At 43.5% G+C, this 13,121-nt stretch carries 11 protein-coding genes; 6 read left to right on the forward strand and 5 right to left on the reverse strand.

The window, feature by feature from the left end; genetic code table 11:
- Positions 1–9: 9 nt before the first annotated feature.
- Positions 10–708, reverse strand: coding sequence for a FadR/GntR family transcriptional regulator (locus C4B60_RS12345; RefSeq protein ID WP_104058312.1), 699 nt, complete (start codon positions 706–708; stop codon positions 10–12).
- A 185-nt stretch (positions 709–893) separates the two neighbouring features.
- Here C4B60_RS12345 and C4B60_RS12350 point away from each other — a divergent pair, with 185 nt between their 5' ends.
- From C4B60_RS12350 to C4B60_RS12365, 4 genes are read left to right on the forward strand one after another with little or no spacing between them, the layout of a single operon-like run.
- Entirely contained in the window at positions 894–1,967 is a 1,074-nt protein-coding gene (locus C4B60_RS12350) for a tartrate dehydrogenase (protein ID WP_104058313.1), read from the forward strand.
- Positions 1,968–1,980: 13 nt separating this feature from the next.
- On the forward strand, positions 1,981–2,730 hold the full coding sequence (locus tag C4B60_RS12355) for an SDR family NAD(P)-dependent oxidoreductase (RefSeq protein WP_104058314.1): 750 nt from the start codon (positions 1,981–1,983) through the stop codon (positions 2,728–2,730).
- 14 nt (positions 2,731–2,744) lie between these two features.
- Positions 2,745–4,187: an aldehyde dehydrogenase family protein gene (locus tag C4B60_RS12360; protein WP_104058315.1), complete on the forward strand. Its 1,443-nt coding sequence runs from the start codon at positions 2,745–2,747 to the stop codon at positions 4,185–4,187.
- A gap of 34 nt (positions 4,188–4,221) precedes the next feature.
- The gene (locus C4B60_RS12365) at positions 4,222–5,223 is read left to right on the forward strand and encodes a bile acid:sodium symporter family protein (protein WP_104058316.1); all 1,002 of its coding nucleotides are present in this window, start codon (positions 4,222–4,224) and stop codon (positions 5,221–5,223) included.
- A gap of 73 nt (positions 5,224–5,296) precedes the next feature.
- Here the strand turns inward: C4B60_RS12365 and C4B60_RS12370 are convergent, their stop codons facing one another.
- The gene (locus C4B60_RS12370; protein WP_104058317.1) at positions 5,297–8,713 is read right to left on the reverse strand and encodes a pullulanase; all 3,417 of its coding nucleotides are present in this window, start codon (positions 8,711–8,713) and stop codon (positions 5,297–5,299) included.
- Positions 8,714–8,991: 278 nt separating this feature from the next.
- Between C4B60_RS12370 and C4B60_RS12375 the strand changes: the two genes are divergently transcribed.
- Positions 8,992–9,843, forward strand: coding sequence for an alpha/beta fold hydrolase (locus C4B60_RS12375; RefSeq protein ID WP_104058318.1), 852 nt, complete (start codon positions 8,992–8,994; stop codon positions 9,841–9,843).
- A gap of 127 nt (positions 9,844–9,970) precedes the next feature.
- Here the strand turns inward: C4B60_RS12375 and C4B60_RS12380 are convergent, their stop codons facing one another.
- Entirely contained in the window at positions 9,971–10,588 is a 618-nt protein-coding gene (locus C4B60_RS12380; protein WP_104058319.1) for an SGNH/GDSL hydrolase family protein, read from the reverse strand.
- A gap of 98 nt (positions 10,589–10,686) precedes the next feature.
- On the opposite strand from C4B60_RS12380, the gene C4B60_RS12385 reads away from it, so the two are divergent.
- A complete protein-coding gene (locus C4B60_RS12385) occupies positions 10,687–11,148 on the forward strand; it encodes a hypothetical protein (protein WP_104058320.1) in 462 nt (153 codons plus the stop codon).
- 211 nt (positions 11,149–11,359) lie between these two features.
- Here the strand turns inward: C4B60_RS12385 and C4B60_RS12390 are convergent, their stop codons facing one another.
- Entirely contained in the window at positions 11,360–12,169 is an 810-nt protein-coding gene (locus tag C4B60_RS12390) for a carbohydrate ABC transporter permease (protein WP_104058321.1), read from the reverse strand.
- 18 nt (positions 12,170–12,187) lie between these two features.
- Positions 12,188–13,069, reverse strand: a complete 882-nt coding sequence (locus tag C4B60_RS12395; RefSeq protein WP_104058322.1) for a carbohydrate ABC transporter permease — start codon at positions 13,067–13,069, stop codon at positions 12,188–12,190.
- Positions 13,070–13,121 lie beyond the last annotated feature (52 nt).

Here is a 13,121-nt window from a genome sequence, read left to right on the forward strand (position 1 = left end):
TCCTCAATCTTACTTTTCCTCCAGCCATTCCTGGTTGTAACTAATCATTTCATCGATCTGCTTCTCGCTGATCGCCACATTTTTCTGTGAAAGAAGATCCAGATACGCCTTATGCCGATCAAGAGTTTGTTCAATATTGCTTGATTGCTTGGCAGAAATCATTTTAGGCTTATATAATTCATAAATTGTTTTTCCGATTTCAAAGACAAAAGCATTTTCCGTTGCATCAAGAACGGCGTAATGAAACTCAAGATCTATATCAGCTAATTCCTCAGGACTCAAATCCGGCTTTAGCCGGCTTACCTGACTGTTATAAACATCTTCTATCTTTTTAATTTTTTCCTCAGACCATTTCGTTCGAACGAGATTGATTAATAAAATTTCAAAATGCTGTCGGAATTCAACAAGCTTTTGTGTATTATTGCTGTGCAAAATCAGGCTGAAGATTAAGGGATTCAAGGAAAAATGAGAAGGATTGTTGGTAATGAACATTCCTTCTCCCCGCTTAATTTGAATGACTCCAATCGATTCCAACACTTTTATCGCTTCACGCACCGGAGTCCGGCTGACGCCGAGCTGTTCAACCATTTCTGCTTCAGTTGGCAGCTTATCCCCATTTTTAAGGGTCCCATCGAGAAGTTTATTTTTAATCATCGAAACAATTTCTGTTGAGATTTTATGAGATACGGTTAATTTTTCAAAACGCATAAATGGATCCCCCAGTTAAATTGGCTTCCTACGTTTAAAGTATATCGGATTTATTGGAAATTTTTAAGAACAATTAAATTTAAACAATTTAGAATATTTTGTTTACATCCTTTTTAAGGGATGATACGATCAAGGAGTTAGTACATCATATGTAGTATGTAATCGATTGAAAGGACGTGTATGCTTTGCCAACACATAATATTGCCAGTATCCCGGGAGATGGGATCGGGCCTGAAGTCATGAAGGAAGCGATTAAGGTTCTCAGAGCCGTGGAAGCAATCCATGGCGATTTGCATTTTACTATAGATTCGTACGACTGGAATTGTAAGCGTTATCTTGAAACCGGACGAATGATGCCGGAGGACGGAATTCAAACCCTGGCCCCTTATGACGCCATTTTATTCGGTGCCGTTGGATCACCTGAGGTTCCTGATCATATTTCAGTTTGGGAATTGATCCTGCCGATAAGAAGAGAATTTCAGCAATACATAAATTTACGGCCGATCAAACTATTAAAAGGAATCGAAAGCCCTTTGACCAACAAAGGTGTTGACGACATTGACTTTGTTGTCGTGCGGGAAAATACAGAAGGCGAATATTCAAACAGCGGCGGCCGGCTGCATATTGGTACGCCTTATGAGGTTGTCGTTCAAAATAGCGTCTTTACCAGAATGGGTAGTGAGCGTGTCATCAAATATGCGTACGAGCTGGCAAGAAAAAGAGGATCTAAAGAGCTTTCTGTTGCGACCAAATCAAATGCCATTAATTTTTCGATGCCGTTTTGGGATGAAGTGGTGAAGGAAATTGGAGCTGATTATAACGAAATTGATGCAGGCTTTTACCATATCGATGCGTTAGTCGCCTTTTTTGTCTCGAAGCCTGAAATTTTTAACGTAGTTGTTGGCAGCAATTTATTTGGCGATATTTTAACCGATTTAGGTGCAGCAATATCCGGAGGGCTTGGCATCACTCCTTCAGGAAATATCAACCCTGAAAAAAATTACCCGTCTATGTTTGAAGCCATTCACGGCTCCGCACCGGATATTGCAAATCAGGGAATCGCCAATCCAATCGCACAAATTTGGAGTGCTTCCCTTATGCTTGAGCATCTGGGCTATCCTGAGCTCGCAAAAAAAGTGGTGAACGGAATCGAAGCTGCGTTAGTCGAAGGCGAAGTGCGAACGCCTGATTTAGGCGGCACGGCTTCTACTGCTGAATTTGCGGATAAAATCATTGAAGAGATTCAAAAAGAGGCGTAAGGAGGATGGTAAAATGGGACAATTAGAAGAAAAGATTATTGCTGTCACAGGCGCTGGCGGCGGGATGGGCAAAGTGGTCGTTGAGCATCTGTTAGAAGAAGGCGCTGTGGTGATCGGTCTTGATATTAACACAGACTCACTGTCTTCTATTGATCATCATAATTTGCGGGTTAAACAGATTAACCTGCTTGAGGAATCAAGCATTAAGGAAGTATTCGAGGAGATTGATGATGAATTTAACCGATTAGACGGACTTGTTAATGCGGCCGGGATCGCACAGGCTGCAAAGCCCATAACGGAAGTCGAGCCCTCTGAGTGGCATAAAATCATGGATATTAATGCTACGGCTGTCTTCTTGACCAACCGTGAAGCAGTCCGGCATATGAAAAAAACAGAAAATGGATCCATCATTAATATTGGCTCTGTTTCAGTTACAAGACCGCGGCCCGGCCTGCAAAGCTATGTCGCCTCAAAAGGAGCTGTTGAAGCCTTTTCAAAAGCGCTGGCACTTGAAACAGCTCCGTTTAATATTCGTGTAAATGTCCTGCACCCAGGTCCGGCCGATACACAAATGCTCAGTCAATTCTCTTCCCAAAAAGAAGGGGAGGTTGAGCTGAATAAAGATATTTTTTCAGAAAGTGTTCCGCTTGGCAGATTGATTAAGCCAAATGACATTTCAGCAACGGTGTCGCATTTATTAACAGACGGCGCCCAGATTATTACCGGTGCAGTCATCCATGTTGATGGAGGAAGAAGCGTTTAGAAAGGAGGGTTCACATGAAGAAAATACAAATGCTAATTGACGGGGAATGGATTGGCGATCAAAATGACCAATGGATTGATGTCATTGATCCTGCTTCAGGCAAATTAACGACACAAATTGTCCGCGGAGACAATGCACATGCGGACCGTGCTGTCCAAGCCTCGAAGAATGCATTAAAAAGCAGCACGTGGAAATCAGTAAAACCGTTTGAAAGAGGACAGCTTCTGCAGGATACTGCTCGATATGTCAGAGAAAATGCAGAGGAATTAGCCCGACTTGAATCGCTCGATACCGGCAAACCGATCGGGCAGGCAAATGCCGATATTGAGGCTGCTGCCCGCTACTTTGAATTTTACGGTGGACTGGCTGACAAAGTATTCGGTGACACGATTCCGATTGAAGAAAATCTAGTAAATTTCACCACGATTGAACCGATTGGTGTGACCCTTCATATCGTCCCGTGGAATTACCCAATCCAAATTACAGCCCGCAGTGTGGCTGCTGCCATTGCTACCGGGAACGCTGTTATTGTTAAAAGCTCAGAGGATACCCCTCTCACAACCAACTTTTTAGCCGAGTGGTTCAACGAAAAGCTCCCTAAAGGAGTATTTCAGCATGTAACGGGATATGGAGCGGAAATCGGTGCTGCTTTATCCTCACATCCCGGCGTTGATCAAATCACGTTTACAGGCTCAGTCCCTACAGGAATTGCTGTTATGAAAGCAGCCGCAGACAATGTGGTTCCGGTTACACTTGAGCTCGGCGGCAAGTCGCCGAATGTCGTATTCAAAGATGCAGATTTAGACCGCGCCGTCCCTTCGATCGTTAATTCTATTCTGCAAAATGCAGGGCAAACGTGTTCTGCAGGCTCCCGTTTATTAGTTGATGAATCGATTGCGGACGAATTACTGGAGCGGATTAAGGAAAGATTCAGCGGGATTAAGGTTGGACCCCCTTCCCATAATGCTGATGTTGGTCCAATTATTAACGAAAAACAATACAAACGAATTTTAGCTATGCTTGGTTCAATTGATAAAAATGCGAATGTGTTAGCTGGAGGAAAAGCGGTACAGGTTAAAGGCTATGAAAATGGCTTTTACATAAGTCCTGCGATTATTGAAGCATCCAGTCACAGTGATTTTTTTGTACAGGAGGAAATTTTCGGGCCAGTTCTAAGTGTCATCCGTTTTACCTCTGTGGAAGAAGCGATTGACCTTGCGAATGACACCCCTTATGGATTGGTGGCCGGTGTTTGGACAAAGGACATAGACCGTGCACATTATGCTGCGTCGCGAATTGACAGCGGTCAGGTTTTTATCAATAGCTACGGAGCGGCAGGCGGCGTTCAAATGCCGTTTGGAGGCTATAAGAAAAGCGGGATTGGCCGGGAAAAAAGTCATTTAGCCGTTCAAAATTATATCCAAATAAAAAATACTGCGATTCAACTACAGCTGTAAGAAGGATCCTCAGAAAAAGGAGTGGAGGGTTAAAATGAAAGCGCTTAATACACTCAGCAATCTCGCCGGCAAATATTTTGCTCTTATTATCATCGTGTTTTCAATTTTAGCTTTTATGGTGCCCGGTTTATTTTCTTCCTTTGGCGCCTATATCACGATTCTGCTTGGCGTCGTTATGTTTGGTATGGGGCTTACGCTGAAAGCATCCGATTTTAAATTAGTTTTTTCAAGCCCGCTCCCTGTTTTAATCGGAATTGTGGCACAGTTTCTCATCATGCCAACGATTGCCTTTACCATCGCCTTCATTTTAAACCTGCCTCCGGAGCTTGCAGCTGGTCTCGTATTACTCGGCAGTGTCCCGGGAGGCACTTCATCCAATGTGATGGTCTTTTTAGCAAAAGGAAACGTCCCTCTCTCTATCACCATGACGAGTGTTTCTACATTGGTTGCGCCGATTATGACGCCTTTAATGCTGCTGATCTTTGCGGGGCAATGGCTGCCGATCGATCCAAGATCCATGTTTATTTCCATCATCCAGGTAATCATTATTCCGATTATTTTAGGGTTAATCGTTAGCAGGTTCCTGCCTGCATTTACGAGAAAAAGTATTTCTTTTCTGCCCCTGATATCCATTGTGGCCATCACCATCATTGTGTCAGCGATCGTTGCAAATAATAAAGAAACAATTGCAACTGCGGGACTACTCGTATTTGCAGCAGTCTTACTGCACAATGGCTTTGGACTCTTGCTCGGTTATTGGGCAGCAAAGGCATTAAAGCTGTCTCCACAGGACCAGCGCGCGATTTCAATTGAGGTAGGGATGCAAAACTCAGGTCTTGGGGTCGCATTGGCTTCTGTGTATTTCACCCCGCTGGCTGCATTGCCAAGTGCCTTCGCCTCTGCCTGGCAAATCATCACGGGGACCTTTTTATCCTCCTACTGGGCAAAGAATGAGGATCAAAAGGGTAAAAATTCTGTTCCAAAAGAGGACAGCCCTCTTCATTCTTCTGCTGCTGCAAAGGAACTGCCTAAATAAACACCGAAAAGGGCACCGATCATCAAAATTGATGACTGGTGCCCTTTGTTACGGCAACTTTTGTTAGGAGGGGCTATTGTTCTTTTTTAGTCAGCTCAATAACCTCGTTCACCCTTGCTTCAAGCTCCGATCTTACTTCTTCATTCGTATGCTTGCTGTTTTGCTTATTGTTTAAATGGTCCAGAAATTTTTCAAGGAATTTAATTGTCTGTTTGGAATGATCTTTATTTTCGTGATGAATCGCTTGTCTGAGTGAGTTTTCAAGCTGCTTTGCGAGCGGCCCCCGAATAGCGCCGGAAGAAATATGCTCAGAAAGCAGGTCTTCCAGCTCTTTAAGCAGCTCCTTAACAGTTTTCGGATTTTCAGGCGTTTCTTCTTCCCCGCCCATTTTTACCACAACAGCCGTTAAAGGATCAAGTGTAATCTGCTCTGCTGCAAGTTCAAAGCCTGAAGGATCTGTAACCGCCTGTGTTCCTGATTCGTCGTCATCAACAACCACAGTGCCTTTTGTCAGATCATACTCAGGCAAAGTCAGGCTGCGTTCCTTACTGTCACTGTTTACAAAAACAAAGTAATCCCCTGTATCATTCGTTGATTTTGCATGATAGCCAATCAGAAGATCCTGCTCATTGATTTCCGGTGCATCAATAAGTGAAATGTTTGAAGCGATTTCCTCCATCGTTCCTAAACGGAAGGCATCGGTTGATCTGCGTAATTCAATTAATCCTGTTGTATACTCACGTGTTAAATTATTGATTGGATACGCTTCTTCATTCGTCGCTTTTTCCCAGTCGATTTTGTTTATCGCATCAGATGAATCATATGAATCATGGATAAAGTACGGGAAATTAAATGGTGTTCCGTCCGCATTTTCCATATAAGTAGATTTGTATGGCGCTTCATTCGTTTCACTGCGGAACTGCTTTGTCCGGCCGAATTCCTGCCCGGCATGGAGGAATGGGGTTCCCTGTGAAGTCAGCACCATCAAATTACCAAGGCGGATTCGCTCATGAATCTCCTGCTGATGGTAGTCCGGATCCTTTTTAATGGATTGCGCGATGACATCATGGAGCGTCAAATTATCGTGTGCTGCGATATATGGTACAACATCTCCCGGGTTTGTTGCCTTAAAATTATGCGGATTTGCGGTTACATTATCAAAAATCTGCTGAATGTTTCTCGCTCCGCCAGTTAAAAACCTCGGCTGTCCTTCACTCCCAAAGCCTGATTTCAGTTCATTTCTAAATTCATCAGAAAACGAGCCAACTGCCTCTGTGTACTGCATCCAATCCTGATCAGCCGGCATAATATCTCCACCGTACTCGTCCCCCGCAAAGGTTCTCCAGCCTTCTCCGATCATTAACATATTCGGATTTACTGCCTTCGCTTTGTCATAAGCAAGCTGAATGCTTTCGGCGTCATGATCTCCCATCATATCAAAACGGAAGCCATCGACCTTGTACTCCTCCACCCAGTGCATAATGGAATCTGTCAGTACTCTTCTTGACATGAAATGCGTGGTGCCAAGTCGTCCGCCGCCAAAGCTTGTGCGCGGGGTTCCATCAGCGTTCATAAAGTGATAATACTCCGGCTCAAGGTTTTCAAAAATCTCTACTCTTGCGGTGTGATTATAAACGACATCGAGGATCACACCGATTCCCCTTTTGTGAATTTCATCTATCAGATTTTTAAACTCTTCAATCCGTTTTTCAGGGTCCTCTGGATTCTCTGAATACATTCCGGATAAAGAAAAATAACTATGCGGGTCATAGCCCCAGTTGTAGTTTGTATCAGTAGATTGATAGTCCGGCATTCTTTCTCCGTTACTGAACTCATCTGCAAAGAAATAGCTCATAACAGGAAGGAGCTGAATATGGGTCACCCCTAAATCTTCAATGTAATCAAGCTTTTCAGCAAACGAAGCAAATGTGCCAAATTGGTTTTGCAGCTCGCCTTCAAGAGAAGGATCAGAGGTAAAGTCGCGAACATGGATTTCATAAATGATCGCATCCTCTCGCTTTTCATACCCTTTTATATCAGCAAATTCAAGCTCCGGCCCAATCGCTGCCGGATCGACAATCGCCGCTTTTCCAACAGGGATATTTTCTGTATCACCGCTATCCCACGCAGCCATTGAAGCAGCATACGGGTCAAGCGCTAAAACGGAATCACCGTCCCGCTCAATTTTGTAATGATAGTAAAAACCATTCAGATCGCTGATTCCTGTATTCGTTTCGTTTAATGTCACTTCCCAAACTCCGCTGTCGCCAGCATTCATCGCGATATCTTCAGCAGCTACTTCATACTGGTCATCCCGATCGTATAAAACGACAGACACCTGATCAGCACTTGGCGACCACACCTTAAGCGTCGCCGATCCGTCCTGGTGCAGCTGGGCTCCTAAATCTCCTTCGTACGCAAACAATTCATCCTTATAACGCCAGCCTGCTTTGACAGAAATTGTTGTGTCCATAAACGTAACGGAATATGGAGCAGTCTTTGCATCAAAGGTTCCTGTAAGTTGGACGGTTTTTCCATCTTCATTTTTTTCTGCGTTTTGAATGGGCACTTCATTCTCATCCTTATCCAATACAGACAGTCCTCCGATTAATTCTTCTGTTGAAAAGTCTTCTGTTGAAGAAAAACGAAGCTCCATTGTTTCGTTTGAAAGAAGCACACCGTGCTCAAGCCCATCCTCGAATACGTAATACGGGTTTGTATAAACCGTTTCATCCCCCTCGCGTACAAAGAGATGCTGATTGCTTTGCAGGTTCGAAAATACCATGTCTCCCGACTGCTCCCCTGTTTCAGGGTTTAGAAAAAGAAAACCTATTTCCTCTGCAGCTTCAGCAAGCGGGATGTCAAGATAAGCTCCGTGCTTTCCAATTTGATCCTGCGTGAATGGATGAGCATCGTTTGGCCAGCTTGCGCCAGGCTCGAGTACATCTCCCCACGTCCAGACCCGCCACGGCTCATAGACTCCATCTTCCTTTACGTAGTGGATTCTAACCGTGTTTTCAGGCAGCTCAACCGGTTCAATGAGCGATACACTGCCATTTTGTGATAGCCAGACCTCATTCATGTCGGGCGATAAAAGTGTTAGATGAATGTCGCCGGTAAGGTTCTCACCTGTGCTGTTATTGACCAGCATCCCCACCTTTTGCGCCCCATCCTTTAAAGGCACATCAACATAGGCTCCGTAGGCAGTAGATCCGCCTTCAGAAAAAGGAGTTGCCCCTCCAGGCCATGACCCGGTCTGGTCAGAAGGTGTAACAACATCCTCCCAAACCCACAGACCGAGCCCTGTGAAGTTATTGCTTTCTGTTTGATAATGTACACGAAGCGTTTGGTCGGGAATGGGTTGGAAGGCTTCTGCAGGCTTGTTGGCAGCCTCCTCAGCCTGAACGATGTCAATGGACGGCACAAGGCTTAGCAGTAATACAAATACTAGGAACAGCGGCAGAGATCGTTTTGCTTTTTGTTTTTTCAATGAATCTTTCACTCCTTTAATTATGGTGGTTTTCCAGGCTGGGGCTGCCCTCTTTAATATAATAGATAATTAATGAAACCGTTTGCACAATTAGATGTGAAAAGTTCTAGTTCATTTAGATATATGTATTCTTTTTAATGCAAACGCTTTCTTTCAGTCTATTATCCTGTGAGAAGGAGGAAAAATCAATAGTTTTTGGAAGCAATGCTGAATAAACTTAAAAGGGAATTTATGTTAAAATAGCAGTAAAAACAATAAAGTTGAACGGAGGAAAAGCTTTGTGGACACAAAAGCTAGTACATACTAAACGGGGAGTATTTGAGATTTTTGAAACAGGAAGCGGCGAACCATTAAGTGTTACTCACCTATACAGCGAATTTAACGACCGGGGGTATTATTTTGCTGATCGGTTTGCAGACGATTTTCACGTCTTCCTTGTTAACCTGAAAGAAGCTGGTCAGTCTGACTCTGTAAAAGATGAAATTGAGTTAAGTATGAGCGAAACGTGTAAGGATTTAGAAGCTGTCCGGACGGCGTTAGGTCTGGAAAAATGGAGCTTTGCAGGGCATTCGACCGGAGGCATGCTGGGTTTGGTGTATGCATCTCATCATCCTGATTCCTTGAAGCGGTTCATCGCAGGCGGAGCAGCTGCTACAAATGAGTATATGAAGCATAAAGACAGTATTTATAGCTTTAAAAACCCGAAAAATAACCGATTAAAAGAGATCTTTACGATCCTCGCCTCTCCGGAAGCAACAAAAGAAGAACGGGTTCAGGCAGGAAGAGAATGGACCAAAATGTCACTGTACCGCCCAGAGAGGTTTAATGAGTATTTTTCTGTACCTAGCAGCGGAAAAGTGGTTCAAAAGCGTCTGGATTATTATTCGTATACTGAGCTTCCAGACTATGATATCAAAGGGGATATTTCAAAAATTAACACCCCCTCTATTATTTTTTGCGGAAAGTATGACAGTCAATGTCCCTTCGTTTTTTCAGAGGAAATTCATCAGCTTGTTCCAGGTTCATTATTTATTGTATTTGAAGAAAGCAATCATTTTCCTCATTTAGAAGAAAGGGAACAATTTGGTGAGATGGTTAAACGGTTTTTAGATTTGGGGGTGGGAAATTGAATGAAAAAGGTGAGTAAACTGCAGCCTCTTCAGCTTTTAATTTATCACTGCTAATAAATATAAACAAAGGCTCAGAGCCGATTAATCACTCTGAGCCTTTATCTGTTCTTTATTCTTGCGTTGCAGCTTACTTATCTGTTTTAAAAAGATATCCTGCTGCTTTTTTCCACGTATCTGCCATCAAGCGGCTGCCCGCATCTGTCATATGCACCCCATCGGTCGTTAATGGTGGGTGATTTCCATTTGCCAGGGTGCCCATAAAGACCGCATAGTTCTGAACAAGGATTGCCCCTTTTTCTTCAGCCAGGAACCGGACGATTTCCGCGTATTCAACAAGCCCCTGGTTTCCAAGTGAGCCAAGATGCTCTTCAATGATTGTCGGCTCCATCAGGATTAGTTGTGTTGATGCAGGCACCTTGTCAAGCAGCGAACGATAAACGGCTTCAAATTGATCCGGCGTCACCTGTTCCATTTCCGGATGATCAATCTGGTACCATACATCATTAATACCGATAGAAATGGAAAGTACGTCCGGATTAAGCTTAAGGACATCCTCCTCCCAGCGCGCTTCAAGATCTGTCACCCGGTCGCCGCTTACCCCTTTATTAATCAGCTCCCAGTCTTTATTATTTTTAAACAGCTCCTCATATAAATGTTTAACATAACCTGTGCCGATGCCGTTTGGATCCTCTCTGCGCCCCGCATCTGTAATGCTATCTCCAATTAATACAACCTTTTTTGTCATTGACTATTCCTCCTAGATTCTATGTATATAGTTAGCATATACTAAACATTTATTTTTCTCATATCTTATTATAAGTCCTTTTTTAAAAAGGAGGCCCTATGAGAAGAAGACGGCGAATAAAACGACTATTTTTTGTTTTGATTGTTATTGCTTCTCTTCTGTCTTTAGCCGGCTACATTACTTATTCCTTTTCAGCAGATTACCAAACAAAAAAAGTGGTCGAAGAATTTTATACGCTTGAGCAGGAAGCCCAATTTGCAGAATCGTGGGAGCTTCTCCACCCCCTCATGCATGAACGATGGGAAAAAGGAAGCTATATCCAGGACCGTGCCCACGTCTTCCTTAACCACTTCGGCGTTGAAACCTTCACCTTCATCATCGAAGAAGACATAGAACTCAGCGAATGGAAAATGAACAAAGAAACCCCCGCCCTCAAAAACGTCCACAAATACATCGTCATCCAATCCTACCAGGGCAAATACGGCAAATTCCGCTTCATCCAGGACGTCTACCTCGCCAAAGAAGACGGAGAGTGGATGATATTGTGGGATTATAATTGAGCTGGGATAAGGGGAGAAAGGCGGAGTGCCTGTCACTCCCCGAAGTTTGTCGACGTAAGAAAGACGAAGTGCCTGGCACCACCCGAAATTTGTCGACACAAAAAACGGCGTTTGATTGAAAAAGAGAGGTGCCTGTTACGTCACGGGAAACCGGGGCGTGACAGGCACCTCTCGCATTTTGTCAGTAGATAAAACTGTTATGCAACTGTTATTAGCCTTTCACCGAGCCTGCGGTGACACCGGCGACGAAGTAGCGCTGGAGGAAGATGTAGGCGACGACCATGGGTGCTGAGGCGATAAGTACGCCTGTGAAGAGCAGGGGATAGTTTGTTGCGTATTCTCCCTGAAATTCAAGCAGTGCCAGTGGGAGTGTTTTGTATTGGTTTTGTGTGATAAAGAGCAAGGGATAAAGCAGGTCGTTCCAGTGCATGACGAACAGGAAGATTGCCGTTGCCGCAATAGAAGGAACAGACAACGGGATTGCCACGCGCCGATACATCGCCCACTCCGTTGCCCCGTCTATTTTCGCTGCCTCAAAAAGCGACTTTGGAATGGATTTCATAAACCCGCTCATGATAAAAATGGCGACTGGCATCGTGACTGAAATATTCACCAAAATCAGTCCAAGTAGTGAATTTGTCAGTCCCAGGTCATAAACAAGCTGATAAAGCGGAATCATATTTACCTGGGCGGGCACCATCATGCCCAGGGTAAACAGCGAAAAGAACACAACACCGATCCAGCCGAGCATCCGTGTGATTGCATAAGCTATTAAACTTGAGAAAAAGACTGTTAAAGAAACGGAAAACAACGTCACGATCACACTATTCATAAAGTATCTCGCCATCGGCTGATCAACAAATATATTCACATAGTTATCAAAACGGAACGCTTCAGGAACGCCTAATATATTTGAAAACACCTCAGATGTTGATTTAAAGGTTGTAAACACCACCGCCATAAGCGGGATAATAATAACTACGGCAAAAATACTCAGCATAACTATCTTAAATACCTTCATGCTTCTTCACTCCTTCCATTACTCCTGCACCCTGCTTGCTTTAAGCAGCCGGAACTGCACAACGGTTATGACAGCGATCACGAACATAAATATGACGGATTGCGCTGAGGCATAGCCGAATTCAAAGCTTCTAAAGGCAGTGGAATATATACGCGTAGCCAGTATTTCAGTTGAATAATTGGGGCCTCCCCGAGTCATAGCAAAAATTAAATCAAACGCTTTAAACGACTGAATCGTTGTGTACGCCATGACAATGGTCGCTGAAGGAGCAATCATCGGCCAGGTGACAAAACGGAAACGATCCCACTTTCTCGCTCCTTCAATATCTGCCACTTCATAAAGATGCTTCGGAATTGCCTGTAGACCGGCAACGAAAATAATCAGCATTTGCCCGGTATGAAACCAGACCTGCGTAACAGCAATTGAATAGATGGCAATATTTTGATTTCCGAGCCAGTTTTGCCGTAGAAATTCAAGGTTTAGACTATCCAGAACTGTATTCAGCACACCCATATTCGGGTCATAAATAAATGTCCAAATAAAAGCAACTGATACCGAGCTTAAAATCGTCGGGAAAAAATAAAGTGCGCGCAAGAAGATATTCGTTTTCGTATTTTTAATAAGAAACATGGCAAAAATCAACGAAAATAAAGTCTGGAAAACCAAAACAAACAGCATAAATTTTATATTATTAAAAAAGGCTTTTTGAAAAATTGAATCATTGGTTAGCACATTTATATAGTTCTCAAACCCGACAATAGTAAAATCAGGAGATAATCCGTCCCAGTCAGTGAAGGAATAAATAACCGCATTGAGTGTTGGGACAATGAAAAATAACGTGTAAAGAATAAGTCCCGGAACAATAAACAGGAATAGTGATTTGTTTTTACGAAAATGCATGGGAACCCCCCTTAATAGATGAACCTGCTTCCTGGTGAATGGGCAAAAAGGG

This window comes from Jeotgalibacillus proteolyticus, assembly GCF_002926065.1.
Classification (GTDB): domain Bacteria; phylum Bacillota; class Bacilli; order Bacillales; family Jeotgalibacillaceae; genus Jeotgalibacillus; species Jeotgalibacillus proteolyticus.